The sequence below is a fragment of the Pedobacter ginsengiterrae genome (genome assembly GCF_039537385.1).
Lineage (GTDB): Bacteria > Bacteroidota > Bacteroidia > Sphingobacteriales > Sphingobacteriaceae > Pedobacter > Pedobacter ginsengiterrae.
The window spans coordinates 131,466-156,962 of sequence record NZ_BAABAK010000015.1; the positions used below are offsets into that span (position 1 = coordinate 131,466).

Here is a 25,497-nt window from a genome sequence, read left to right on the forward strand (position 1 = left end):
TTTAGTTGTAACCTGGATTTTGTTTAATACCGCCTTTGGTAACTTCGATTTCGTTTAAAGGGATTGGTAAATACTCGCTTTTGCCGGCTTTGTATCCCGATGGGCCTAAAACAGCAACAGCTCTACCCGTTCTGACTAAGTCAAAGAAACGATGGCCTTCTGTAGCAAGTTCTAATCTGCGCTCGGCATAAATGTTATCAAGCGTTGCTGGAATCGAAGCTAAACCAACTCGGGCTCTTACCGCATCCAGCAGTTCTTTAGCACGAGCGGCGCTACCGCCACCTCTAATCAAAGCTTCTGCCTGCATTAAATACGTATCTGCCAAACGAATTTCAATTTCATCAATTGGCCAGTTTTGTTCTGCAACCCCACTCGCCGAGCGAAATGCTTTTAAAGGCGCGTATTTTTTAATGAAATAATCAGTGTTTTGATAACGGCCATTGTAAGTTGCACCTGCGGCTTTTAATGCAGCCCCATCTATAATGGTTGCGGCAAACCGAGGATCGTTTTTCATTACATTAACCAAATCTAAAGTTATCGGGCAAAAACCCCATCCGCTTGAGTAAGTATCGCCGTTATAGCTATCCATACCAACAAACTGAGTTCCAACATTTCCCTCTCCACCGTTGATGTAACCCCAATCAGACCAGGCAGCATTGTTTGAATGAGGAATTTCCAAAATAGCCTCGGCATTGAATTTATTTGCCGGGTTAAAGATATCAGCATAGTTTGGCAGCAATGAGTATCCGTAAGGATTTCCAACTCTATTAATATCTTCAAATAAAGTTGCAGCCTCGGTCATTTTTGCATTATCATTCTGATAAAGTAAAACCTTGCCTAGTTGTGCTTTTGCAGCGCCCTGAGAAATCCTTCCTTTTTCAGCATCTGAAATTGTAATTGGTAACCCTGGAATCGCATCTCTTAGATCTTTTTCGATCTGCGCATAAATCTGAGCAGGTGTAGATTGCGTTTGGGCATATAGCTCGCTTGTTTCCAAAACTTTGGTAATAAGGGGGACGTTTCCAAACCATCTTACCAAATCAAAGTAAAAATAAGCTCTCAGGAATTTAGTTTCGGCAGTTACCCTTGTTTTAAAAGCAGCACTAAGTGTTGTCGCTTTATCGATTTTACTTAAGAGTACATTTGCCCGGTTAATTCCACTATAGTTTTTATTCCATAAACCAACCTGAGGACCAACGCTAGAATTCATATTAAAGTTATCGTAGGCAACCCAGTTCGGCTGATCGGAAGCATTACTACCGCCTGCAAAACAATCGTCGGATGCAGCGCTTAACAAAGGCATTTTCATCGTGTAACCTCCTGTTGTACCCCATTGTATTACATCGTAAACGGCAATAACACCTTGCATCACCTCGCCTTCATTTTTATAAAAGTTATCTTCCAAAGCGGTTCCTCTAGGTGTTAACTCTAAATATTCTTTCTTACACGATACAAAAACTAACATAACAGCAACTATTGCCGCTAGTGTCTTAAAATTTTTATTGTTCATTTTTTACAATAATTAAAAACCAACATTTAAACCAGCAAAAAAGGTTCTTGCCTGTGGATAAAAACCACGATCAACGCCATAACTTCCACCTCCAATTTCTGGATCGTAGCCTGTATATTTTGTAAATGTTACCAGGTTATTGGCCATTACATAAAATCTTACTTTATCTAAACCTGCTTTTCTTACCAGATTTTTAGGAAGTGTGTAGCCAACTTGTAAAGTTTTAATTCTGAAGTAAGAACCACTTTCTAAGAAAATGCTCGAAACACGGCTATAGTTCTGGTTTGTGTCATCTAAAGTTACCCTTGGAATTGTATTGCTTGTTCCCTCACCAGTCCAGCGGTTTAAAATATCGGTTGTGTAATTTGCAGTTGGTAAATCGAATCTTCTTAAAGCATTAAAGATTTGATTACCTGCAACACCCTGACCAAGTACCACTAAATCAAAACCTTTGTAGGCTAAGTTTACCGTCATACCATAAGTGAAATCTGGCGTAGGATTGCCGATGATTTCTCTATCGTCGTTGTTGATCTGACCATCACCGTTTAAATCAATAAATTTAATATCACCAGGTTTTGCATTTGGTTGAATTAAACCGCCTCCCTGATTTTTATAGTTATTAATCTGCGTCTGGTTTTGGAACAAACCATCACTTCTATATCCATAGAATGAACCAATTGCATAACCAACTTTAGTACGGGTAATTTCCAAAGCTTGTGGTGTAACGGTTTGGCCGCCTAAATATTCTTTATCATCACCTAAGAAATCGATATTATTTTTAACAAATGCACCATTTGCATTTACTTTTAACGAGAATTCGCCTAGTCTTTTTTGATAGCCTAACTCCAGTTCAAAACCTCTGTTAGATAAATCGGCTACGTTACCGATTGGGCCAGCATTACCAACATAACCTGGTACGGCAATTTGCAAAAGCATACCAGTAGTTTTTTTCTTATACCAATCTGCTGTTAAAGTGAAGTTGCCAAAAAGGTTCATATCAACACCAATATCGGTTGATGAAGTTTGCTCCCACTTTAAATCCGGGTTTGATAAAGCATCAGGACTAACCCCGTTAACCAATCCTGCCGAACTACCCAGTGTAAAGTTTCTACCACCACTTACGGTAGATAGATATCTGAAGTCTCCGATATTATCATTACCGACTACGCCATAAGAACCTCTGAATTTAACAAAGGTTACATAAGGATTTTTAGGGAAGAAATCTTCTTTACTGGCTACCCAGCCTACTGAACCAGAAGGGAAGTAACCAAATTTATTATTTGGTCCGAAGCGGGAAGAACCATCTCTACGGATAATACCTGTTAAAAGATATTTTTCATCATAGTTATAAGTTAAACGAGCGAAAGCCGAGTTTAAAGTATTTAAGTATTCGCCACCATAAAATACATCATTTGCCCTTGAAACAGGGAACTGTAATGAAGCATCTTTAATATTGGTTACTGGAATACCATCTTTGGTCCCCCCTTGCGTTTCGCCTCTGTTTTTTTGGAAAGAATAACCGATTAAACCTGTAATGTTGTGTTTTTCAATTTGCCTGTTGTAACTGATGGTATTTTCCAATGAATAGAAAAGACCTCTGTTCGCATTTCTATTATAAGAGGTGATCGTGGTTTGGTTAATTGAATTCAGATAATAAATCGGCGTAAAACTCTCACTACCGTAAAAGGCTAAATCTACCCCACCTTGTGACCTGACTTTTAAGCCTTTAATGATTTCGGCTTCAACAAAAGCATTTGCAACCACCTTATCCGACCATCCTTTCCCTTGTGCAACTTGTAGTGCAGCAACAGGGTTTAAGATTTCTGATTGTGCATATTGCGAAATTCCATAAGGAAAACCAGCTTCGTTTCTTACTACAGGATTACCAATATATGGTGCTGCACCGTATTTTGCCGGGTCTGTTTCAACTATTGGTGTAATCGGATCGATATTAATTGCTCTGTTTAATGGCGAGCCATATTCTGTATTGGTACCAACGCCAACAGAATTAGTGCGTGTATAACCAATGTTTTGTCCGAACCTGATTGCTTTGGTTAACTGGTGTTCTGAATTAAAACGTGCTGTAAATCTTTTGTATTGAGAATTACTTGTTGCTACGATTCCATCCTGGTCAAAATAACCAAAGGATGTATAGTAAGTCGATTTTTCATTGCCGCCACTCATGCTTAATTCATGATTTTGAATTCTTGCATCATTATTAAAAACAGCAGCCTGCCAGTCCGTACCAACACCTAATTGCGCTGGGTTTGGAAATCTTGGGGTAGCTAACCCTGGTGTTTTCGCATACTCTGCTTCATTATAAATTGTAGCATATTGTGTAGCATTTAATAAATCTAATTTTCTTGCTGGTGCTTGTGTACCCAAATAAGTATTGTAATTGACAGCCATTTTGCTGTTTCTACTTCCCTTTTTCGTAGTGATAATAATTACACCATTTGCAGCTCTTGCTCCATAAATTGCTCCAGATGCCGCATCTTTTAAAACCTCGATCGATTCGATATCTGCCTGATTAAGGTAATCTATACCTCCACCAACCTGCACACCATCAACAATGTATAAAGCATCGCTATTATTAATTGAAGTTGTACCACGAATACGTAATGTTGCGCCTTCTCCTGGCTGACCAGAAGCTGTTGTAATGGTTAAGCCAGAGGTACGACCCTGTAAAGACTGTTCTATACGCACAACAGGCATATTTTCCAAATCAGTTCCCTTAACCTGAGAAATTGCACCCGTTACAACGCTTTTCTTTTGCGTGCCGTAACCAATTACCACTGCATCGGCAAGAACGCCTGCCTGTGGAACCATCTGAATGGTCAAATCCCCAGAAGCGGTTGCACTAACTTCTTTATTCTCGTAACCGATGTACGATACCACAAGAATTGCATTATTTTCAACCGTTTTTAAAACAAAAGAACCCGTGGCATCAGTCATTATACCCTGGTTTGTTCCTTTCACTTTTACGCTCGCCCCAACCATTGGTGTCCCTGTTTCATCTACCACTTTACCTTTAATATCGATGTAGGCTCTCAATAACAAAAGCGTTCCATCTAAAGATTTTTTATGAATAATAATTGTGTTGTTTTTTATGGTATAACCTAAAGGCTGTTCGTTAAAAATCAGCCTTAAGGCTTCCCCTATATCGGTATTTTTAATGTCGATTGTTACCGGCTTAGCTTCTTTTAACAGTTCTGTATTATATAAAAAGCTATAACCTACACTCTTATTTAGCTTACGAAAAACATTAAGCAGTGTTGTATTTTTTTCTGAAAGTGTTACGTTTTGCGCCTTGGCAGCATAACTGATTTGAAGAAACGTAGTGATTAATAAGACAAAAGTCAATTTCATAATCAACAAAAATTTAGATAGGCGGCCCTTAGGGTTGGGCAACCATTCAGTATAAAAATTCATATATTTGGTTATTAGGTTTATAATAGTTGTATCTCACAATTTTACGATTAGAATAAAGCCTTAATTATATTCCGGGAGCGTTGCCGCGCTTCCGGTTTTTTTAGTTAAGCTATATTCTAAAACCACCACAAAGTGATGAAGAAAAGTATAGGTTTAAGGCATAACTAAAATCCTCCTTCCTTCTATTTTAAAATGAACATCTCCGGTAGCCTGTAAGGTTTCCAAAACTTCGTTTACGCTATTAAATCTTGAAATTCTACCCCCAAAAAGCTTATCCATTTTTCCACCATGATAAGAAACATCAACATTATACCAACGTGAAATTTTGTTCATGATGGTTTGTAAATTTTCATCGTTAAAACTAAAAAAGCCATCTTTCCAGGTCACTGCATCTTCAGCATCTACATTTTTAATTAAAACTGAGGGAGATGAAGCCGCAATTATAGATTGCTGCCCTGGTTTTAATATGTTTGAAGCTAAAGAGCTAAGATTTACAATCCTAACGCTACCTTCAAGTAAAGTGGTTTTATTATTTGGCTCATCGCTATAGGCATTTATATTGAAATGGGTACCCAACACCTCTACCATTTGGTTTCGGCCTCCGCCAACTTCGCTCCTGACTTTAAAAGGAACCCGACTACCTTTTTTGTGTGTTAATTTGGCTACTTCGAAATACGCTTCGCCTTTAAGCTCAACGATTCGTTCTGCATCGTTAAAAGTTGTTGGATATTTTAATGATGACTCGGCATTTAACCAAACCTTGGTACCATCTGGTAAGTTGATTTGATATTGACCGCCCCGAGGGGTTTCTATGGTATTAAAAGATTTTTTTGTTTTAGCATCATCATTGGAAACGACTGTATAAATTAACTCGCCATTATTTGTTTTGGTGATTTTAATACCAGCCTGTTTCGCAATTACGCCGTTTGTTGCATCGGTTAACGAAATTTTAGAACCATCGGCCAAGGTTAAAGTGGCCTTATTGCCTCCTGGCTTTATCGCCTCCAGCTTATTACTAGCAATGTTTTCTTCGCCAAATTGATTTTTAACCCGATTATTAATTACAAATCCAATAAAAAACAAAACAATCGCAGCCGCAGCAATTGTAATCCAGAGTTTGTAATTCTTGTTTGTATTTAATGCAGTTTGTTCTTCGATAGATTGCCAGATTTTATTTTTAGCATCAATAATTTCATCTTGTTTTAAGTCAGATTTTTTTTCTGAAAGTTCTAAAAGATGCCAAGATTCTACCAAAGCCTTTTCTTGCTCCGTACAAAGTCCGTCTTTGTATTTTTTTAAAAGTTTTTCAACTTCAGGTTTATTCATCACTAAAATATATTTGGCTAATTAAATACATGTAGGTTAAGTGAGGCTCAGGTAGTAGATAAAAGAAAATATTTTTACTTTTTTTTTTAAAAAAGGCATAGAAAGCCTCAAAACGAATGTTTATTTCGAAACAAATCACATTAGGTAAAAATAATTGGGCTAAAATTTTTAAGAATTGTTATCTTATTAGCAAGATGATTGCTAAAGAAATAAATGAGGTAAGCTTTAGGCGCAACACTTTTAAAGCATTACTCATTTGCTTTTTAACTGTCTTATCAGAAAGGTGTAATAGTTCTGCAATTTCCTTTTGCGAAAGATTTTGCTGGCGGCTCATTTCGAAAATCTGACGCATTTTTGGTGGCAATAAACTAACTTCTTTTTCTATTATAGAAGCAAATTCCCTTTCGCGTATGTAATCGTCTGTTATGCAATTTCCCTGCTCAATAAAGTTCTCCAAAGAAAGCAGGTAATTAGATTTCGACTTATTCTTATCTAGCCAATCGAAAACTTTATATCTAACAGCTGTGTATAGATAGGCTGATAATTGAGACTTGATTTTAATATTTGGATTGCTCCACAGGTAAACGAAAATCTCCTGAACGATATCTCTGGCATCCTCCCGATCGGAAACCAGTTTGCAAGCATAAATATACAGCAAGCCATTAAAGCGTTCGTATATTTCTTCGAATGCATACTTATCTCCAGACTGAATGAGACCGAAAAGTTCGTTGTCAGTTAATGATCTGTAGTTAGACATTTGGTTAGATGATTATACGAATGTAAGGAATAGTTTAAGTTAATTCCTAACAAAATTTTTGGCAGACAATTTATTTAGAATGTGCTAATAACGTTTATAAAACTCTTTTACATGCTATTGTAATCTTATAAATTAATATTGGCATATCGGAAAAAGTCGATATACATTTGTGCATGGATCAAGTAGAAGTTTTTAAAGCCTTATCTAATAAAACCCGTTTGCAGATTTTAAACTGGTTGAAAGAGCCTGCTGAAAATTTTCCTGAACAGCCAAATGCTGATTTCGAAAATGTTGGCGTTTGTGTTGGTCAAATTCAAATAAAGGCTGGCTTATCTCAAAGTACGATATCCGAATACCTGTCTATTTTACAACGAGCCGAACTGGTTTGTGCCACACGCGTTGGGCAATGGACTTACTATAAACGCAATAAAGAAGGTATTGAAAAACTAAGCAACATCATTAATTCCGAATTATAAAACTAAAATAATATGAACACAGATAGTTTATTTAGGCCATTTAGCCTGAAAACATTAAACACAAAAAATAGAATTGTAATGGCTCCAATGACGAGATCTTTCTCGCCTGATGGTGTTCCTACTGCCGATGTTGCAGAATACTATGCAAAAAGAGCTGAAGGCGAAGTTGGTTTAATTTTATCAGAAGGAACGGTTATTAATCGTCCTTCATCATCAGCAGACCCGAACATCCCTCATTTTTACGGAGCGCAGGCTTTAGCTGGATGGGAAAAAGTAATTCGTGATGTTCATGCTAAAGGTGGTCAAATGGGACCACAAATCTGGCACCAGGGTATTCATGCAAATCATGCTTCTGGCTGGTTACCAAGCACTCCATTTGAAGGCCCATCATCTTTTAACAGCCCTGGCTTTGAAAACGGCGTAGCAATGACAGATTCAGCAATTGCCGATACCATCGCAGCTTTCGGTCAGGCGGCAGCAGATGCAAAAGCTTTAGGGTTTGACACGGTAGAAATTCATGGTGCACACCAATATTTAATTGATCAGTTTTTTTGGGATGCGACCAATAACCGTACTGATATTTATGGTGGTAAAACCTTGGCAGAACGCACCCGTTTTGGAGTTGAAGTAATTAAAGAAGTGCGTAAACGTGTTGGAGAAGATTTCGCATTAATTATTCGTTTATCGCAATTTAAGCCTGCTGCATATGATTTTAAACTAGCGAAAAATGAGAAAGAAATGGAGCAATGGTTAACACCATTAGCAGATGCTGGAATCGATATTTTCCATTGTTCTCAGCGCCGTTTCTGGGAACCAGAATTTGAAGGTTCTGATTTAAACTTTGCAGGCTGGGCTAAAAAAATTACAGGCAAGGCAACTATTTCAGTTGGTTCGGTTGGTTTAGATGGCGATTTCTTTGGTGCTTTTGCAGGTCAAAGTTCACAACCAAGTTCGCTTGATGAATTGGTTCGCAGAATGGATAGAGGTGATTTCGACTTAGTTGCAGTTGGTCGTCCACTTTTAGCAGACCCACAATGGGTAGAAAAAATTAAAAATAATCGTACCAACGAACTTAAAGGCTTTAGTAAAGAGGCTTTAATGGAGCTGGTATAATTTTTCTTTCTAATTAAGGTTAAAAGGCTCCGAAACTCGGGGCCTTTTTCTTTTACAAGATATTTTCATAATTAGTTTTCAGCCTTTTTCCCTAAATTCACAGTATCAAATAATTTAGCAAAATCATGTCAAATATCAAACTCATTATCGATGAACGTCCAGCCAATATTGGCAATTTTATGGTTGGGAGGTTATTACCATTCAGAGAGAAACGTATGGTTGGTCCGTTTTCCTTCATAGACCATATGGGACCTGCGGCTATGAGCGACCATGAAAACCTAGATGTACCTCCTCACCCGCACATTGGTTTATCTACGCTTACTTTTCTTTTTGAAGGAGAAATAACACATAAAGATAGTTTAGGGAATAACGTTGTGATTAAGCCAGGACAGGTCAACTGGATGACTTCGGGAAGTGGAATTGTGCATTCAGAAAGAACACCCGATTATTTAAGACAAAGTGATAAAATGCTTCACGGTTTACAAATTTGGGTAGCCTTACCAAAAGCGTTAGAGCAAATGGAACCTGAGTTTTTTCATGTAGAAGGAAAAGATATCCCCGAATGGGAAGAAAATGGGGTGAATTTTAAACTAATTGCTGGTGAAGCTTTTGGCAGAAAATCACCGGTTCCTGTTTATAGTCCGCTTTATTTGATAGAAATTAAAAGTTCATCAAGGCAGAAAATTAATATTGGAGACCACTTATTTGGCGAAAGTGCGCTTTATATTTTAGAAGGAGCAATAGAAAGCGAAGGCAATATATTCGAACCAAAGCATATTTTAATTGCTAACAACGCTAAACTTTGCGAATTTGAAATGCATGAAAATACCAGTGTTTATATTTTCGGCGGGGAACCATTTCCCGAAGAACGTTTTATGTATTGGAATTTTGTTTCTTCTGATAAAGAATTAATAGAAGAGGCTAAAATAAAATGGCAAAATCAAAGCTATAAACCAGTTCCTGGCGAAACTGATTTTGTACCCTTACCAGATCAAAGTAAATTTATTAAGCGTTAACGCTGATTGAGAAAGAAAACCTACTCTTCTAATAAAGCTTGTCTAATTTTTTCTGCTGCTTCAGCTAATTCTTCCTGAGTTGGACTTAGCTTGGCTTTGCTAAAATTCATATCGCTAACATCATTCATAGGTATTAAATGAATGTGAGCATGAGGTACTTCTAATCCAATTACCGAAACGCCTACTTTTTTACAAGGAAAAGCAACCTTTAAACCTTTAGCTACAATTTTGGCAAACATCCAAAGTCCAACATACAGGTCTTCTTCCATATCGAAAATGTAATCTCTTTCGATTTTTGGAATTACCAATACATGCCCCGCTGCTAGTGGCGAAACATCTAAAAAAGCAAGATATTCTACTGTTTCAGCAACTACATGAGCGCTTATTTCGCCAGCAACGATTTTGGAAAAGATGGTCATTTTGAGGTATAGGTTTAAAGGTGGATTATTTAATTTTTAGTAGCGGAGTAAAAACGTTAAGTCTTAAGTACTCCGCCTTAAACCTTATCTTGAAATTTCTAAAACTTCGAATTGCATTTTACCTGCAGGCACTTCAATTTCGGCAAATTCGCCAACTGATTTTCCTAATAAACCTTGCGCAATCGGCGATTTAACAGAAATTTTTCCTGTCTTTAAATCTGCTTCCGTTTCGGCTACTAATTGGTAAGTCATAGTAGCGCCGTTTTTAACGTTCTTAATTTTAACTATAGATAAAGCAAGCACCTTAGATAAATCCATTTTCGATTCATCAATTAAGCGTGCGTTTGCTAATGTATTTTTTAATTTTGAGATTTTTGCCTCATGCAAACCCTGCGCTTCTTTAGCCGCATCGTATTCTGCATTCTCCGATAAATCGCCTTTATCTCTCGCCTCAGCAATTGCTTTAGAAATTAGCTGACGGCCGGTGGTAGTTAAATAATGAACTTCCTCTTTTAATTTATCTAAGCCCTCCTGGGTGTAGTATGTTACCTCTGTCATTGCTCTATTAATTTTATTCAAACGCTATAAAAAACAAACAAGACTATATAGTTGGTTTGCTACATAGTCTTGCTTCAATTATAACGAAGATAAAATGCTTAAATTACAAAAGCAAATAATTGAACACGATTTTTGTGAATTAAGAATTAACATGATTATGGAGCGACATAAAGTTTTAGAAATTTATTAGGAATATAAATTCACATATATCAAAGTTGAATTCTCTTAAATGCACCTCTGTACATTTATAAACCGACAATTTATCAGCACAAAAAACTTGGCTCATCGAAACATCTAATTGTTATCCCTTAACGCTAAACTCATGCATTATTTTTAGATTAGCCAAAATATTCATAAAATGAGAAGATTATTCTATATAGCATTGATTACCGTTTTAGGCAATCAGGCGGTTTCTGCGCAAGAACTTTATATGCCCAGAAACATTAAAGCTGCTTACACGAAAGGAACCCGCTCGGCTGATGGTAAACCTGGCAAAAACTACTGGCAAAATCATGGCAAATACAATATGGATATTGCTGTTAATGCCGAAACAAAAATAGTAAGCGGTAAAGAAGAAATTATTTACAGCAATAACAGTAACGATACTTTAAAAACCCTGGCCATCCGTTTTGTAAACAATTTACATAAACCAACTTCGCCACGAGGTGGTGCGGTAAGTCCCGATTTTTTAACTACAGGCTTAAATATTATTGCATTTTCTGTTGATGGAGAAACTTATAATGTGGACAGCAAAAACTGGGGAACCGTTGGAAATGTAAAGTTGAAAAAACCTTTGGCTCCAAAATCGAAAATTACGGTTAAAATAGACTGGGATTATCCTTTATCGAAGGAAAGCGGCAGAGAAGGACAAATTGATCCAAATTCATTCTTTGTGGCTTATAGTTATCCAAGAATTTCTGTTTACGATGATTATAACGGTTGGGATAGAATTCCCCATACCGATAGAGCTGAATTTTATAACGATTTTAACGATTACATTTTTTCGGTTAAAGCGCCAAAAAATTATGTTGTTTATGCTACAGGAGATTTATTAAATCCTGATGAAGTGCTACAACCAGAGTTTTCTGCTCGTTTAAAAAAATCTTACACCAGCGATGAGGTTATGCATATTGCTACTGAACAGGAAATGAAAGATGGTAAAGTAACGCAGCAAAAGGATAACATTTGGAAATACAAGGCCGACCACATTACAGATGTTACTTTTGCTTTAAGCAACCATTATGTTTGGGATGCCGCAAGTGTTGTTGTAGATAAGAAAACGAATCGCAGAGCAAGTGCACAGGCCGCTTATAATGCCATAACAGGAAAAGATTTTGTTAATTCGGTAAAATACAACCAATATGCCCTGGATTGGTTTTCGAATAACTGGCCAGGCATTCCATATCCATTCTCTAAAACCATCGCTTTTCAAGGTTTTGCCGATATGGAATACCCGATGATGGTTAATGATTCTAACTTTGGAGATCCTGTTTTTGCACAATTGGTTCAAGACCATGAAGTGGCGCACACTTATTTTCCTTTTTACATGGGCATTAACGAAACCCGTTATGCTTATATGGATGAGGGATGGGCAACAACTTTCGAATATTTAATAGGCATTAGTCAGCGTGGCAAAGAAGCCGCAGATAAATTCTATAAAAATTTCAGGGTTGAGAAATATATTAACGACAAGTCTACAGAAGAAGATCAACCTGTAATTTCGATGTCGGACCAGGTTTCGGGCGTGGGTTATGGAAACAACTCTTATGGTAAAGCATCGTTATCATATTTAGCTTTGAAAGATATGCTTGGCGATGACTTATTTAAAAAAGCCTTGCATAATTACATGAGTAACTGGAACGGAAAACACCCTATTCCGTGGGATTATTTTAACTCGATGAATTCTGGCGCAGGCCAAGACTTAAACTGGTTTTTCCAAAACTGGTTTTTTACCAACAATTATATTGATTTAGCACTTACGAAAGTTTCTTTATCGGCAGGAAAAGCAGTTTTTGTAATTAAAAATGAGGGTGGTTTTGCAATTCCTTTCGATATTAAGGTAACAGATTCAGAAGGTAAAACCGAAACGATCCATAAAACCCCAGCGGTTTGGAAGGTTAACCAGAAAGAAGTGACTATGACGATTAATACAAATAGAAAAATGAAATCGATTGCTTTGGATGGCGGCATTTATATGGATGCTACGCCAGCAGATAATATTTACGAAGTAAAATAATTTTAATTGGCCTTTTTCATTTACCAGTATTAAATGAAAAGGCCAATTATTTAACTATTCTCGGCCTTACAGCCAGATTCATGCTTAACAGGAAAATTTAGCGAGTTGGCAATGAAACACATTTTGTTAGCTTCTGAATGAAGGGATTCTGCCAATTCAAAGTGCGCCTTATCGGCAATTAAAACCTGAGGATGTAAAGTTACTTCCTTAAACCGACCACTTCCATCAGCCAATTCTTCCATTATTCCAACTGCTTCATCTTTATAATCGATCACTACGATTTCATTTTTAGAACACAAATGCAAATACCAAAGCATGTGGCAACTCGAAATTGAGGCTAAAAGTAAATCCTCTGGATTATGTTTCGATTTATCGCCTAGAAAAGCAGAATCTGATGAACCTGAAATATCGGCTTTACCGTTTACAGAAATTAAATAATCGCGATCGTACGAACGGTAATCCATTGTTCCCGAACCTTTATTTCCTGTCCAGGTTACATTGGTTTTATATAAATGATCTTTCGGCATGATATAATTAGTTAGAATTTGTAATCCAATTTAGGAAATTAAGATTGATAAAAACAGGTTTTTAGAAAGAGATTTAAAAAAAATAATTCTGTGCTATTTAAAATAATTGTATTTTGATTGGAAGATAATTTGACCCGAAAAATCAATATATGATTGATAGAACCCATACCACTAACTATTTCGACACCTTTATTGAGGTTGCCGAAGATAGTTCTGCAACTCATGGTGTTATACCAAAACCGAAAGGAGATGAGCAAACTATCGCTGAGATGCAGTTTGAAATGGTTTCTAAAAAACCATACGCTTACACGTCGGACGATGTGCTTTTTGAAGTTTTCGTAAAACGTAACGACATTTCAGAATCAGAACAAAAGGCGGCAAGGGTAACATTTTTTTCAAAGGGGCAAGCTTGTTTCAGGGCATCGCCATTACCCAAAAAATATGGCTTTGGGGTGCATGCAAATAAAGAAGGCAAAATAGCGCTTTATGAAGTCAACTCTGAAGCTTACGAAAAATTAGTTAATGACTCGCACATCAAGAAATTGAAGGCGATGAGAACATCAAAGAAATAATGCAGGACATTGAAATAAAAAAAATCGCAGTAGCAGATGTTGAGCTGCTTCAAATCATTGCTAAAAAAACATTTTCGGAAGCTTTTTCTGATCGTAATTCTGCTGAAAATATGCAGCAATACTTAAACGAAGGATTTACCACTGAAAAACTATCAGCCGAATTGAAGAATCCAGATTCTGCTTTCTATTTCGCTAAAGCTAATGGTGAAGTAGTAGGTTATTTAAAATTGAACTTCGGCGAGGCACAAACAGATTTAAAAGACCCAAAGGCTTTAGAAATTGAGCGAATTTATGTTGTGAAAGATTTTTATGGCAAAAAAATAGGTCACCTATTATACCGCAAAGCTTTAGAAATTGCCAATAAAAAAAGTGTAGAATATATTTGGTTAGGCGTTTGGGAGCATAACCTACGAGCCATCAGCTTTTATCAAAAAAATGGCTTTGTTGAATTCGACACCCATGCCTTTTGGTTGGGCGATGATAAACAAACCGATAAATTGATGAAGCTTAAATTGTTTTAAAACAAAATTATTTTAGTCCCCGCTTAAACGAGGACTAATTAACCTATAACGAAATCGCTTTTAATTTTTCTGCGAGCACCTCAGATATTTTGCGGTAGGAATCGAAAGTCCAGCCACCAACGTGGGGTGTTAATATCACTTGCTCATTGCTTATCAAATCATTATACCAGGCTTGCTCTGATAGTGCTGGAAATTTCTCCGTTTGTAAAACATCTAAACCTGCGCCTAAAATTTTACCACTTTTAATGGCATTCAAAACGGCGCTTACATTAACAATTTCCCCACGAGCCGTGTTGATGAAAAATATAGGTTTTTTGAAATGGAAGAAATATTCATCATCTACCATTTGTTTCGTTTCGGCCGTTAAAGGGATATGCAGGCTTAAAACATCGCAATGTTTTACAATTTCTTCCATGCTCACTTCGCGAGCAAAAGCATCACTAAAACCCGTTTTATATTTATCATAAGCCATCACCTCGACTTCAAAACCTGCGAGTTTTTTGGCAAAACTCTGTCCCATGAAGCCATAACCGATAATGCCTACTTTTTTACCTTTTAATTCGTAGCCACGATTCCCTTCCCGATCCCAAACTCCATTTCTAATTTCATGATCCGCCCTGCGAAAGTTATTCATTAATGATAAAAGCAAGCCTGTAGCATGTTCGCCAACGGCATCGCAATTTCCTTCTGGTGCATTAATTAAAGTGATGTTTCGCTCCAAAGCAATTTTATCGTCGATATTATCCAAACCCGCACCTGCTCTGGCTACGAACTTTAAATTTTTAGCTGCTGCAAAAATTTCTGCATCAATTCTGAATTTTGTTCTAACGGCAATACCATCGTAACCGGCAATTCTCTCTAAAGTTTGCTGACGGGTAATCTGCGGTTCATCATCAACCTGGTAACCCATTAAAATAGCCTGTTCTTTAAAAGCAGGATGTAAATCATCGACAATTAATATTCTTTTACTCATGATAAAACAAAAGTAACATTTTAAGATTTGTGAAATGTGTTTGTAAACTCAAATTTGAAATAGGTGTTACTTCACTATAAAGCGAATAGCTAAAACTTATAACAACAAAAATATTACCCTAAAACAGCTGTAATAAAATAGTTACGGCACGTAAATTAAACTTCCTTGCCGTTTCTTTGTCACTCTTTAAGAAAATTATAAAAAACTTTTAAAATTTAATGAGACTCACACAATTCAAAACAATAAAAATTACTCTGCTTTTTCTTTGCCTTTCCTTTAGTTTATTTGCCCAAACTGGCGGTAAAGCCAAAATAACTGGTATCCTTAAAGATGCTCAAACCCAAGAGACCATTCCATTTGCCACCGCTGTTTTAACAGACAAGGCAACAAAGGCAAATGTTAAACTTGCCCAAACAGATATGAATGGTGCTTTCACTTTGCCAGATTTACCAGCTGGAACTTTTACTTTTAAAATTAGTTTTGTTGGCTATCAAACTATGGTGAGAGACAATGTCGTTATCACACCAACAAGCGGAACGCTAAATTTCGGTGAAATTAAAATGAAAACCGCAGCAGGCAACGCTCTTAAAGATGTTACGGTAACCGCACAAAAAGCAACCATGCAATTGGGTATTGATAAAAAGGTATTTTCAGTAGATCAAAGTTTGGTAAGCGAGGGTGGTTCAGCTGGAGATTTATTGCAAAATGTGCCTTCCGTATCGACAGACATGGATGGAAACGTGAGCTTACGTGGTTCAACAGGCGTTAAAGTTTTAATTGATGGTAAACCGTCGCTAATTGCAGGTGGTAATGTGGCGCAAATTCTGGCATCGATTCCAGCAAGCTCTATCGAAAGTGTTGAGTTAATTACCAATCCATCTGCTAAATATGATGCAGAAGGCCAGTCGGGTATTATAAACATTGTTTTAAAGAAAAACACCAAATTAGGTTTTAATGGCTCTGTTGCCTTAACTGCTGGAAACAGAGACAACTACAATGGAAATACAAATTTGAGTTTTCAAAACAGCAAAGTTAACCTTTATGGTAATTACAGCTATCGTTATGGCAATCGTCTTGGAGGCGGTTTCCAGGACATTACTTATAAAACCCCTACTTCTTCCACGTATTTCGCAAATCAAAGTACAGTATCAAATTCTTTGGATAAGGGGCACAATGCTAAGGCTGGTTTAGATTATTACATCGCACCAAAAAGTGTATTAAGTTTATCGGGAGGTTTCAACTCGAGAGAAAACGAACGGAATGAAACACTTAACATTCAACAATTAGGCGCCTCGTTAAACCCCGTTTTGTTAAGTAATAGAAAAAACTTTAACGATGGTTATGGAAATAGTTATGACTTGAACGTTGATTATTCTCAAAAGTTTAAAAAACCAAAAGAAGAATTGACTTTCAATTTCGGGTATTCATCGGGCAATAACAACAATGACCAAACTTATAACACCAATACAACGAATAGAAACGGTACGCCGATTGATGAAACGCTAAGTTTACAACGAGTTTTTAATACTGGAAATAATTCTAACTATAATATTCAGGCAGATTATGCTTTACCTGTAGGAAAATCGGGTAAGGTGGAAGCTGGATATCGTAGTCAAATTCGTTTGGGAGAAAACAACCAATACGCAGATTCGATACCAACAAATACTAGCATTTACGTCCAAAACAACAAGTTAATTAATAATTTCGATAGTAAAGATCAAGTTCATGCACTCTATTTAAACTATCAAAACCAAATTAAAGATTTTGGATATCAAATCGGTTTGAGAGCAGAAGATGCACGTTTAGATACAGAATTAGAAGGTTACACTGGCAATGTACTAACTAACAGCAATGGTAACATCCACTATAAAAGAATATACCCAAGTGTATTTTTAACTCAAAAATTAAAAGGCGATCAGCAAGTTCAGGCCAGTTATACCCGCCGCGTTAACCGTCCAAGACCATGGGATACTAATCCATTTCTTGATGTATCAGATCCATTAAACTATCGAGGTGGTAATCCTAATTTGTTACCAGAAGATGTTCACTCTTTCGAATTGAGTTACAGCAAATACTTTAAGAAGGTAACTTTTACTTCGAGTTTGTATTTCCGTCAAACAAATGATGTAATCCAACGCGTTAGAAGCACACCTGTTAATGGAATTATTACCTCCACTCCTCAAAACTTAACCAACCAAATTAACAGTGGTTTAGAATTAATTGGTCGCTTTGATTTGGTTAAGGCTTTAAACTTTACCACAAACGTAAATCTTTACCAAGCTAAGTTTGCTGGCGATACTAGATTCGATATTGCGCCAACTAGTGGCTTTGCCTGGAACGCGAACGTAACCGGTAATTTAACGGTAGCGAAAAATGTGTCTATACAGGTAAGAGGCGATTATCGTGGCCCAGAAGTAATGGCGCAGGGTAAACGTAATGCGATGTATGGAATTGACGGCGGTGCCAAATACGATTTCCCAAACAAAAAAGCCTCGCTTAGTTTTAACATTAGAGACATCTTAAATACCCGCAGATGGAACATGACGACAGAAGATCGATCAACCATTGTTGATTTTGAGCGTAGAATGCAGGGAACTATGGGAAGTTTTACTTTCTCTTATCGTTTCGGAAAAACATTATTTAATAATACTAAAAAACCAAAGAAAGAAGATCAGCAGGAAAGCAGACCTGATGAGGGTTCATTCTAACAATAGCTTATTAAGGCGTTCCGAAAATCCTCGGAACGCCTTTTTTCTTATCCGCAATTTGTGCCATATTTTCTATCTTGCGTCATGGAAGAAATTAATCCCTGGCAAACCCTGGAAAGCCAGGAAAAATATGATAATAACTGGATTCGACTTACTGAACACCAGGTTATAAATCCATCTGGCGGAAAAGGAATTTACGGCGAGGTTCATTTCAAAAACCTTGCAATTGGCATATTGCCACTGGATGAAAACCATAATACTTGGTTGGTGGGCCAGTATCGTTATCCCTTAAAAGCCTATAGCTGGGAAATTCCCGAAGGCGGGGGCCCGCTGGATGAAGATCCCATTGAGAGTGCAAAGCGGGAGTTACTGGAAGAAACTGGCATGAGTGCGAAACACTGGCGAGAAATTCAGCGGATGCATTTATCTAATTCTGTAAGTGATGAATTGAGTATTATTTATGTCGCTACTCATTTATCGCAGGGCACCGCGACACCCGAAGAAACTGAACAGCTCGTTGTAAAAAAATTACCTTTCCAAGAGGTTTATCAAATGGTTTTAGATGGAAATATAACCGATTCGATGAGCGTTGCTGCGATTTTGAAAGCAAAATTGATGATGTTAAATCAAGAGTTGTAATTTCAAATTCATAGCATTGGTTCGAATCATTATCTTTGCGCAATTAAATAAACCAAATGAGTAAGTTTTTCGGTTACCTATTAACCCCGGTATTTTATTTCTTTTTCGGACTAATGCTTTGCATTTTTCATCCCATTCAATGGATATGTTTTAAGCTTTTTGGCTATAAAGCACACAAAGTTTCAGTAGACGTTCTAAACTTTTTTTTAACCTATTGCCAGCTGTTTTTGTTGAATTCGATAAGTTTTAAAAACGATTTTAATTTATCAACCGATAGACCAATTATATTCGCAGCTAACCACCAAAGCATGTACGATATCCCTTCTTTAATTTGGTTTTTAAGAAAATATCATGCAAAGTTTATTTCGAAAATTGAATTAACTAAAGGCATTCCATCTATTTCGATTAATCTTCGCTTAGGTGGTGGTGCAAACATTAATAGAAAAGATAATAAGCAAGCGATTTCCGAAATTATAAAACTCGGCCGCAGAATGAAGGATAATAACTGGAGCACAGTGATTTTTCCTGAAGGAACCAGAGCCAAAGACGGGCGAGTAAAAACATTTCAGTTTGGGGGTGTAGCAACCTTATTAAAAGTTGTCCCAAACGCTTTAGTTGTACCCGTAGCAATCGAAAATTCCTGGAAAATTGTTCGTTTTGGTATGTTTCCGCTTACTGTTGGTAATGCTATAAAATGGACCGTTTTAAAGCCCATTGAACCATCCGAAAAAACCGCTGAGGAAATTACTTTAGAAATTGAAACTGAAATCAGAAAGGTATTGGGGCAGCATTTAGTAACTGGATAAACGATCATCCACGAAGATATAAAGTCGATCTATAATTGACTTACCTTAAAACTAAATGTTTTTATTACCGATAACTTTAAAGAATTCATCGCGGTAAGTATCGCCTACTGGAATTATCTTTTTGTTAATTGTAATTCGGCTTCGCTCAATGCTTTCAATTTTATCAACCGCTACAATATAAGATTTGTGCACTCTGATAAACTGACTTTGCGGCAAGGCTTCTTCCATTTTTTTCATGCTTTGAAGCGTTATAACACGTTCGTCTTTAGTAAAAATGGAAATATAATCTTTCAATCCTTCGATGTATAAGATATCGTGAAGATAGATTTTCTGAATTTTGTGTTCTGTTTTAACAAAAATAAAATCTTGAACTGGATTAGGAGAGCCTGAAAATGGTGCGGGTGTAATTAAAGGCTGAATTTGTGGTGGTGCAACATCAGCAGGTTTTTGCTGGTTATGAACTTTCTCTACAGCTTTGTAAAAACGGTCGAAGGCGATTGGTTTTAAAAGATAATCAGATACATTTAAATCATAACTTTCCAAAGCATACTCTGGATAAGCTGTGGTTAGAATGTAATGGCACTTGTTACCTGCAATTTTTAAAAATTGTATTCCAGTAAGTTCGGGCATTTGAATATCAAGGAAAACTAAATCAATGCCGCCACCCTGAACAATCTGTAAAGCCTCAATCGGATTTTCGCATCGCTTAACCATGGTTAAAAAAGGTACTTTGGAAATATAATCTTCCAAAATATCCAATGCTAAAGGCTCATCATCAACAACAATACAGTTTAAATTCATTTTAGGTAGCTATTAATTTTCAATAAAAAGATAAAAAAATCGGGTATTTGGTTCGCAATTTAAATATCAATCATCAACTCGCAAGTATAATGAGTAGCCGAATTTACAACATTTAATTTATATCTGTCGGGATAAATAAGCTGTAACCTACGCTCTACGTTTGGCAAACCAACTCCGCCTTGTGCATCTTTATTTTGGTTATTCTTTTTATTGATTACACTAAAATGCAAAATTTTCTGGTTCGCAATAATATCAATTTTAACTGGCTCGGCAGGATCGTTAACCACTCCATGTTTAAATGCATTTTCTACAAAAGAGATTAACATTAAAGGCACAACTTTCTGATTATCAATTTCGCCGTTTAAAGTCATCTCAATAAAAGCACCGTCTTTAAACCTTATTTTTTGCAGTTCGATATAGTTTTTTAAATAATCAACCTCTTTACTTAAAGACACCGTAGGTGTATTACTTTCATAAATCATGTAACGCATAATTTCCGAAAGCTTCATTATCGCATCAGCTGTTTTATCTGATTTTTGGTAAGCCAAAGAATAAATATTATTTAAGGAATTAAATAGAAAATGTGGGTTTAACTGCGATTTTAAAAACTGCAATTCCATTTCTTTACGCTCACTTTCCAGGTTTCTTTGAATACTTTGGCTGGAGAACCAATCGATAATAAAGCTGATAATGCTACTACTTACCAAGAAAAATCCAGCGATTAATGCTTTAAAAATTGCATATTGATTTACGGTAATTTCACCTGCCTTACCATCTGCTTTATAGCCCAGCATATCTACAGGATTTAAAACAGCAATTACCGTTTTTACTAAAGATGAAGCTGCAATAATTAGAAAGAAGGCAATAATATAAAACAAATATTTTTTTCTCTTCTTGATAAACTCTGGAATCAGGAAAATATAATTGATGTAAAACACCGAAACGTTTAAAACTCCAAAGATTCCGAAAGAAATTAATTGACGTTTAATACTCACTTCCGAATTACCACTTACCATCAAAAAAACAGCGATGATTAATATAATAACCCAAAAAAAACTATGCAATATTAGCGGCCCTCTACTTTTTTTCATATTAACTTTTTATAGGATTGCGAGCTGCAAAGCTCACAATTTAATCGTGCAACCAAAATAAATAAAGAAACTTATAATTAACTATACAATCTACCAACTGGCTTTTTTTTTCTACGAACGGTCCATCGGGCAAAATTTATCGACAAACGCCAAAAACACCCGTTTATCTATAATCTTTAACACTTGGTATAATAGATTTTAGCAGGATAATTTTCTTCTGTTTCTTTGAACTATCAAAACGAAACAACCATGAAAAAATTAGCCAACACCTCGCCATTTTTACTTTTATTATTACCTGTATTTATGATGATAGTTTTAACACTTACTATCAACACAAATCAAAACGATAATGGAGATATAGTAGTTAAACCTGCTAAAACTTCGACTTCAATTGTAAAACAAGCGACCGCTATTTTTAAATAAGCATGAGTAATTTTGCAATTGAAACTGTTGGTCTTAACTTTAACTTTGGCAACCAGACCATTGTAAAAGATTTATCGCTACAAGTACCCAAGGGTAGTATATATGGTTTTTTAGGGCCAAATGGCGCTGGTAAAACCACCACTATAAAAATCTTGCTAAACCTGCTTCAGTCGCCACCTGATCAGGTTTTTCTTTTTGGTAAAGAAATTAACCGCAATCGTATTGCTACGCTAAAACGTGTTGGTGCTTTGGTAGAGCAACCTGCTATTTACGGTCATTTAACTGGAAAAGAAAATCTAATAAACCGCTGTATTTTATTAGGTATAAAAAAAAGCAAAGCCTATGAAATGCTTGCATTAGTTAGCCTTACAGAAGCTGCAAATAAAAAATCGGCCAAATATTCTTTAGGCATGAAACAAAGATTAGGCATTGCCTTAGCTTTAGTTTCAGATCCCGAACTCTTGCTTTTGGACGAACCTACCAATGGTTTAGATCCTAATGGAATTATTGAAGTTCGTAACCTGATGATAGATCTTGCCACCAATCACAATAAAACCATATTAGTTTCCAGCCATTTATTAGCTGAAATAGAACGTACTGCAACCCATGTTGGCATTATAAATAAAGGACAATTATTGTTTCAAGGCACTATAGATGAGCTTCATTTGCTGAGCAAACCTATGCTCGAAATTGATGTAGATAAAACCGGTGAAGCTGCTGCTTTTTTACGCCAATCGGGTTACGAAATTACCGATCAAACCGCTAAAAAAATCATTATCCCGTTTGTAAGCACCAAAGTAAGCGGAATGGTAAACACCTTATTAATTCAGAATGGTTTTACCGTTTCCAGTTTGTACCAACAAAGAAAAGATTTAGAAAACCTTTTCTTAGACATCACTAAAAACAATTAATATGCGCTCTTTATACATTTCTTTAGTTTCCGAGTTTTACAAATCAAGAAAAACGCTGGCATTTTGGGCAGCTATTTTATTACCAGTAGTTATTTGCTCGCTTGTATCATTTGGTTTTTACTCCAGCTCTGATAAAATTTTGCCTTTAAATTATCCAGGGTTAATGTTATGGGCACGATATAGTGGCGCAACATTAAACGTTATGGGTATGTTAATAATGCCTTTTTATGTAATTTTTATGGCCTTTTCGGTAAATAACATCGAACATAAAAACGATACCTGGAAAACACTTTTCGCCCAACCGCTTAATAAGTTTTCTATTTATGCCGCAAAATATATTTATGCGGTTTTACTAATATTTATTTGTTTGTTTTTATTTGCGGCATTAACTTTTGGTTTTGGTTATTTATTGCAGATTTTGGTTCCAAAATATACATTCAATCAATATAACCCAGCCACTTTTTTAATAAATTCTTACAGTAAATTATTCCTTTCCTCTTTGGGCATCTTATCACTTCAATTTATTTTGAGCTTAGTTTGGTCCGATTTTCTTAAACCAATGGGTATTGGTTTTGTGGGTACAATTATGGGTATTGTAACCGCTAGCCTTAACTGGCAGTATGCTTACTTAATTCCATATAGTTTGCCTGCCTTAGCATTAAGAATTACTAAAATTAAAAAAGGTGGCGATCCGTTAGCATTTGAAGTATTTACACAAGAAATATACACAAGCTTAATTTATGCAACAGTGTTTTTCGTAATAGGATACTTCGTTGTATCTAAAAAAAGTATCAAATAATATATTGATGATTTTTTTTTGGAAAGCAATTGCAGCTTTCCAATTAATGTAAGTCCTTCTTTACACTTCAAGCCCGCACTCAAAAAAAATGAGAGCGGGCTTTTTGTTGCAATAAGGTTTATTTAACTCCGTTTTCTGCTACAAACTTAATTGCTCCCCATCCATTTGCCGACAGAAAAAGTCTAAATGCAACTTTGTAACGATGTAAAAATCTCATTGTAAATAGTTTAAAGCGTACATAAACCTTATTTTTAGCTTTAAAATCAATCCAAGCTAACTTAAAAATGATAAAAAGATTTACAACAACCGCACTAGCCTTAGGTTTTTGCGTTTCTGTTTTTGCGCAAGACGCTCCCGATGCCGCAATTATTCAAAAACTAAGAAAAGAAGGCCTTGAGAATTCTAAGGTAATGGACATTGCATTTAACCTTACAGATGTTAATGGCCCTCGTTTATCAAATTCACCTGGTTTAAAAAGAGCTCAAGAATGGGCCGTTAAACAACTTACAGATTGGGGCTTAAAAAATGCGCATTTAGAATCGTGGGGAACCTTTGGTAAAGGATGGCAAATCGATAAATATTATGCTGCTACAACTTTACCATATTACCATGCAATTATTGCTTCGCCTAAGGCTTGGACACCAGGTACAAATGGCCCAATTAAATCTTCAGTTGTATTAATAAAAGCAGATAGTGTTTCAGACTTAGCAAAATACAAAGGAAAACTTGCAGGCAAAATTGTAATGATGGATGCAGGCGCACCACTTCAAAGTGGCTTAAAACCAGATTTCAATCGTTATGCAGATTCTACTTTAACACAAATGGCTGATGCAAAACCAATGGCTGCTGGTGCAAGAGGCGGGCAACGCCCAGGTGCTAATAATATGATGGCGCAAATGATGAAGATGCGTGAAGTACGTGCAGCAATGAGTGCTATGCTTGTTGAAGAAAAAGTAGGTTTAATTTTAACTTACGCTCGCGGCGGTCAAGGTACATTCTTTACCAGCAATGGTGCTTCGTATGCTTTAGATGCTAAACCAGTATCTCCAGAATTAGAAGTTGCGGCAGAAGATTACTTACATATTCTTCGTTTATTACGTGCTGGCAAACCTGTAGAATTAGAGGCTGATATTAAAACCTCGTTTTACGATCAAGATCCTCAAGGCTATAACGTAATTGCTGAAATTCCAGGAACGGATAAAAAATTAAAAGAAGAGTTGGTTATGATTGGCGGTCACTTCGATTCGTGGCACGCAGGGACTGGTGCAACAGATAATGCTGCTGGTTCTGCGGTAATGATGGAAGCTGTGCGCATTTTAAAATCAATTGATTTTAAACCAAAACGTACTATACGTATTGCACTTTGGAGTTCGGAAGAACAAGGTTTATTCGGTTCGAGAGGTTATGTTGCAAAACATTTCGGCGACCCAAAAACGATGGTTTTAACGCCAGATCATAAAAAAATATCGGCTTATTATAACTTAGATAATGGTACTGGAAAAATTCGTGGTATTTATTTGCAAGGTAACGCTTCAGCTGGTCCAATTTTTCAAAGCTGGTTAACACCATTTGCCGATTTAGGTGCTAAAACAGTTACCATAAGCAATACAGGCGGTACAGATCATCAGGCTTTTGATGCAGTTGGCATCCCAGGTTTCCAGTTTATACAAGATCCTGCAGATTATAATACACGTACGCACCACAGTAATATGGATACTTACGATAGGTTAGTTGAGGATGATTTGAAACAAGCATCTACAATTGTTGCCTCTTTTGTTTATAACACTTCGCAACGCGATGCTCAAATCCCAAGAAAAGAATTGCCTACCGTTCCAGCTGCTGCTGCAACAGGAACTGCAACACCTGCTCGTAATTAAAACAAA

Annotated in this window: 23 protein-coding genes; 13 read left to right on the top strand and 10 right to left on the bottom strand. The window is 36.4% G+C overall.

Annotated elements, in window-relative coordinates:
• Position 1 precedes the first annotated feature (1 nt).
• The 4 genes from ABD692_RS13645 to ABD692_RS13660 all read right to left on the bottom strand — a co-directional run bounded on the left by ABD692_RS13645 (position 2) and on the right by ABD692_RS13660 (position 7,025).
• Positions 2 to 1,510: a RagB/SusD family nutrient uptake outer membrane protein gene (locus tag ABD692_RS13645; RefSeq protein WP_344767853.1), complete on the bottom strand. Its 1,509-nt coding sequence runs from the start codon at positions 1,508 to 1,510 to the stop codon at positions 2 to 4.
• Between the two features lie 12 nt (positions 1,511 to 1,522).
• The gene (locus tag ABD692_RS13650; RefSeq protein WP_344767855.1) at positions 1,523 to 4,879 is read right to left on the bottom strand and encodes a TonB-dependent receptor; all 3,357 of its coding nucleotides are present in this window, start codon (positions 4,877 to 4,879) and stop codon (positions 1,523 to 1,525) included.
• Positions 4,880 to 5,095: 216 nt separating this feature from the next.
• Positions 5,096 to 6,268, bottom strand: a complete 1,173-nt coding sequence (locus ABD692_RS13655; protein ID WP_344767857.1) for a FecR family protein — start codon at positions 6,266 to 6,268, stop codon at positions 5,096 to 5,098.
• 178 nt (positions 6,269 to 6,446) lie between these two features.
• Positions 6,447 to 7,025: an RNA polymerase sigma factor gene (locus ABD692_RS13660; protein WP_344767859.1), complete on the bottom strand. Its 579-nt coding sequence runs from the start codon at positions 7,023 to 7,025 to the stop codon at positions 6,447 to 6,449.
• A 173-nt stretch (positions 7,026 to 7,198) separates the two neighbouring features.
• Between ABD692_RS13660 and ABD692_RS13665 the strand changes: the two genes are divergently transcribed.
• From ABD692_RS13665 to ABD692_RS13675, 3 genes are all read left to right on the top strand, one after another.
• Positions 7,199 to 7,501, top strand: coding sequence for an ArsR/SmtB family transcription factor (locus ABD692_RS13665; RefSeq protein ID WP_344767861.1), 303 nt, complete (start codon positions 7,199 to 7,201; stop codon positions 7,499 to 7,501).
• Between the two features lie 12 nt (positions 7,502 to 7,513).
• Entirely contained in the window at positions 7,514 to 8,614 is a 1,101-nt protein-coding gene (locus ABD692_RS13670) for an NADH:flavin oxidoreductase (protein ID WP_344767863.1), read from the top strand.
• Between the two features lie 125 nt (positions 8,615 to 8,739).
• Positions 8,740 to 9,630, top strand: coding sequence for a pirin family protein (locus ABD692_RS13675; RefSeq protein ID WP_316755426.1), 891 nt, complete (start codon positions 8,740 to 8,742; stop codon positions 9,628 to 9,630).
• A 20-nt stretch (positions 9,631 to 9,650) separates the two neighbouring features.
• Here ABD692_RS13675 and ABD692_RS13680 read toward each other — a convergent pair whose 3' ends face one another.
• Together ABD692_RS13680 and greA are read right to left on the bottom strand one after the other, a co-directional pair.
• The gene (locus ABD692_RS13680; protein ID WP_316755424.1) at positions 9,651 to 10,049 is read right to left on the bottom strand and encodes an HIT family protein; all 399 of its coding nucleotides are present in this window, start codon (positions 10,047 to 10,049) and stop codon (positions 9,651 to 9,653) included.
• 84 nt (positions 10,050 to 10,133) lie between these two features.
• Complete coding sequence (gene greA / locus ABD692_RS13685; protein WP_025146397.1) at positions 10,134 to 10,607, bottom strand: transcription elongation factor GreA; 474 nt, start codon at positions 10,605 to 10,607, stop codon at positions 10,134 to 10,136.
• 358 nt (positions 10,608 to 10,965) lie between these two features.
• On the opposite strand from greA, the gene ABD692_RS13690 reads away from it, so the two are divergent.
• Positions 10,966 to 12,843: a M1 family metallopeptidase gene (locus ABD692_RS13690; RefSeq protein WP_344767870.1), complete on the top strand. Its 1,878-nt coding sequence runs from the start codon at positions 10,966 to 10,968 to the stop codon at positions 12,841 to 12,843.
• A 50-nt stretch (positions 12,844 to 12,893) separates the two neighbouring features.
• Here the strand turns inward: ABD692_RS13690 and ABD692_RS13695 are convergent, their stop codons facing one another.
• On the bottom strand, positions 12,894 to 13,370 hold the full coding sequence (locus tag ABD692_RS13695; RefSeq protein WP_344767872.1) for an OsmC family protein: 477 nt from the start codon (positions 13,368 to 13,370) through the stop codon (positions 12,894 to 12,896).
• A 149-nt stretch (positions 13,371 to 13,519) separates the two neighbouring features.
• Between ABD692_RS13695 and ABD692_RS13700 the strand changes: the two genes are divergently transcribed.
• Both ABD692_RS13700 and ABD692_RS13705 read left to right on the top strand, forming a co-directional pair.
• On the top strand, positions 13,520 to 13,942 hold the full coding sequence (locus tag ABD692_RS13700; RefSeq protein ID WP_344767874.1) for a DUF6157 family protein: 423 nt from the start codon (positions 13,520 to 13,522) through the stop codon (positions 13,940 to 13,942).
• Positions 13,942 to 14,463, top strand: coding sequence for a GNAT family N-acetyltransferase (locus tag ABD692_RS13705; RefSeq protein WP_344767876.1), 522 nt, complete (start codon positions 13,942 to 13,944; stop codon positions 14,461 to 14,463). Before ABD692_RS13700 ends, ABD692_RS13705 begins: the two co-directional genes overlap by 1 nt.
• A 43-nt stretch (positions 14,464 to 14,506) precedes the next feature.
• Here the strand turns inward: ABD692_RS13705 and ABD692_RS13710 are convergent, their stop codons facing one another.
• Positions 14,507 to 15,436: an NAD(P)-dependent oxidoreductase gene (locus tag ABD692_RS13710; protein WP_344767878.1), complete on the bottom strand. Its 930-nt coding sequence runs from the start codon at positions 15,434 to 15,436 to the stop codon at positions 14,507 to 14,509.
• Between the two features lie 218 nt (positions 15,437 to 15,654).
• Here ABD692_RS13710 and ABD692_RS13715 point away from each other — a divergent pair, with 218 nt between their 5' ends.
• The 3 genes from ABD692_RS13715 (at position 15,655) to ABD692_RS13725 (ending at position 19,589) form a co-directional block, all read left to right on the top strand.
• On the top strand, positions 15,655 to 18,144 hold the full coding sequence (locus tag ABD692_RS13715) for a TonB-dependent receptor (RefSeq protein ID WP_316755407.1): 2,490 nt from the start codon (positions 15,655 to 15,657) through the stop codon (positions 18,142 to 18,144).
• A gap of 84 nt (positions 18,145 to 18,228) precedes the next feature.
• Positions 18,229 to 18,783: an NUDIX domain-containing protein gene (locus ABD692_RS13720; protein ID WP_316755405.1), complete on the top strand. Its 555-nt coding sequence runs from the start codon at positions 18,229 to 18,231 to the stop codon at positions 18,781 to 18,783.
• A 56-nt stretch (positions 18,784 to 18,839) separates the two neighbouring features.
• On the top strand, positions 18,840 to 19,589 hold the full coding sequence (locus tag ABD692_RS13725) for a lysophospholipid acyltransferase family protein (RefSeq protein ID WP_344767881.1): 750 nt from the start codon (positions 18,840 to 18,842) through the stop codon (positions 19,587 to 19,589).
• Between the two features lie 51 nt (positions 19,590 to 19,640).
• Here ABD692_RS13725 and ABD692_RS13730 read toward each other — a convergent pair whose 3' ends face one another.
• Positions 19,641 to 20,390: a LytR/AlgR family response regulator transcription factor gene (locus tag ABD692_RS13730; RefSeq protein ID WP_316755399.1), complete on the bottom strand. Its 750-nt coding sequence runs from the start codon at positions 20,388 to 20,390 to the stop codon at positions 19,641 to 19,643.
• A 59-nt stretch (positions 20,391 to 20,449) separates the two neighbouring features.
• Positions 20,450 to 21,481, bottom strand: coding sequence for a sensor histidine kinase (locus ABD692_RS13735; RefSeq protein WP_316755397.1), 1,032 nt, complete (start codon positions 21,479 to 21,481; stop codon positions 20,450 to 20,452).
• A gap of 249 nt (positions 21,482 to 21,730) precedes the next feature.
• On the opposite strand from ABD692_RS13735, the gene ABD692_RS13740 reads away from it, so the two are divergent.
• The 4 genes from ABD692_RS13740 to ABD692_RS13755 all read left to right on the top strand — a co-directional run bounded on the left by ABD692_RS13740 (position 21,731) and on the right by ABD692_RS13755 (position 25,491).
• Entirely contained in the window at positions 21,731 to 21,904 is a 174-nt protein-coding gene (locus tag ABD692_RS13740; protein WP_344767885.1) for a hypothetical protein, read from the top strand.
• Positions 21,905 to 21,906: 2 nt separating this feature from the next.
• A complete protein-coding gene (locus ABD692_RS13745) occupies positions 21,907 to 22,815 on the top strand; it encodes an ABC transporter ATP-binding protein (protein ID WP_344767887.1) in 909 nt (302 codons plus the stop codon).
• A gap of 1 nt (position 22,816) precedes the next feature.
• Positions 22,817 to 23,614, top strand: a complete 798-nt coding sequence (locus ABD692_RS13750) for an ABC transporter permease (RefSeq protein ID WP_344767889.1) — start codon at positions 22,817 to 22,819, stop codon at positions 23,612 to 23,614.
• A gap of 284 nt (positions 23,615 to 23,898) precedes the next feature.
• Positions 23,899 to 25,491, top strand: coding sequence for a M28 family metallopeptidase (locus tag ABD692_RS13755; protein WP_316755388.1), 1,593 nt, complete (start codon positions 23,899 to 23,901; stop codon positions 25,489 to 25,491).
• Positions 25,492 to 25,497 lie beyond the last annotated feature (6 nt).

Bases quoted from the DNA above. Each gene is read 5' to 3' on its own strand.
- ABD692_RS13750 (WP_344767889.1), top strand. From the start codon at position 22,817: ATGCGCTCTTTATACATTTCTTTAGTTTCCGAGTTTTACAAATCAAGA.
- ABD692_RS13705 (WP_344767876.1), top strand. From the start codon at position 13,942: ATGCAGGACATTGAAATAAAAAAAATCGCAGTAGCAGATGTTGAGCTG.
- ABD692_RS13755 (WP_316755388.1), top strand. From the start codon at position 23,899: ATGATAAAAAGATTTACAACAACCGCACTAGCCTTAGGTTTTTGCGTT.
- ABD692_RS13720 (WP_316755405.1), top strand. From the start codon at position 18,229: ATGGAAGAAATTAATCCCTGGCAAACCCTGGAAAGCCAGGAAAAATAT.
- ABD692_RS13660 (WP_344767859.1), bottom strand. From the start codon at position 7,025: ATGTCTAACTACAGATCATTAACTGACAACGAACTTTTCGGTCTCATT.
- ABD692_RS13740 (WP_344767885.1), top strand. From the start codon at position 21,731: ATGAAAAAATTAGCCAACACCTCGCCATTTTTACTTTTATTATTACCT.
- ABD692_RS13710 (WP_344767878.1), bottom strand. From the start codon at position 15,436: ATGAGTAAAAGAATATTAATTGTCGATGATTTACATCCTGCTTTTAAA.
- ABD692_RS13745 (WP_344767887.1), top strand. From the start codon at position 21,907: ATGAGTAATTTTGCAATTGAAACTGTTGGTCTTAACTTTAACTTTGGC.
- ABD692_RS13695 (WP_344767872.1), bottom strand. From the start codon at position 13,370: ATGCCGAAAGATCATTTATATAAAACCAATGTAACCTGGACAGGAAAT.
- ABD692_RS13645 (WP_344767853.1), bottom strand. From the start codon at position 1,510: ATGAACAATAAAAATTTTAAGACACTAGCGGCAATAGTTGCTGTTATG.
- ABD692_RS13690 (WP_344767870.1), top strand. From the start codon at position 10,966: ATGAGAAGATTATTCTATATAGCATTGATTACCGTTTTAGGCAATCAG.
- ABD692_RS13725 (WP_344767881.1), top strand. From the start codon at position 18,840: ATGAGTAAGTTTTTCGGTTACCTATTAACCCCGGTATTTTATTTCTTT.
- ABD692_RS13735 (WP_316755397.1), bottom strand. From the start codon at position 21,481: ATGAAAAAAAGTAGAGGGCCGCTAATATTGCATAGTTTTTTTTGGGTT.
- ABD692_RS13700 (WP_344767874.1), top strand. From the start codon at position 13,520: ATGATTGATAGAACCCATACCACTAACTATTTCGACACCTTTATTGAG.
- ABD692_RS13665 (WP_344767861.1), top strand. From the start codon at position 7,199: ATGGATCAAGTAGAAGTTTTTAAAGCCTTATCTAATAAAACCCGTTTG.
- ABD692_RS13680 (WP_316755424.1), bottom strand. From the start codon at position 10,049: ATGACCATCTTTTCCAAAATCGTTGCTGGCGAAATAAGCGCTCATGTA.
- ABD692_RS13650 (WP_344767855.1), bottom strand. From the start codon at position 4,879: ATGAAATTGACTTTTGTCTTATTAATCACTACGTTTCTTCAAATCAGT.
- ABD692_RS13675 (WP_316755426.1), top strand. From the start codon at position 8,740: ATGTCAAATATCAAACTCATTATCGATGAACGTCCAGCCAATATTGGC.
- ABD692_RS13670 (WP_344767863.1), top strand. From the start codon at position 7,514: ATGAACACAGATAGTTTATTTAGGCCATTTAGCCTGAAAACATTAAAC.
- ABD692_RS13715 (WP_316755407.1), top strand. From the start codon at position 15,655: ATGAGACTCACACAATTCAAAACAATAAAAATTACTCTGCTTTTTCTT.
- greA (WP_025146397.1), bottom strand. From the start codon at position 10,607: ATGACAGAGGTAACATACTACACCCAGGAGGGCTTAGATAAATTAAAA.
- ABD692_RS13730 (WP_316755399.1), bottom strand. From the start codon at position 20,390: ATGAATTTAAACTGTATTGTTGTTGATGATGAGCCTTTAGCATTGGAT.
- ABD692_RS13655 (WP_344767857.1), bottom strand. From the start codon at position 6,268: ATGAATAAACCTGAAGTTGAAAAACTTTTAAAAAAATACAAAGACGGA.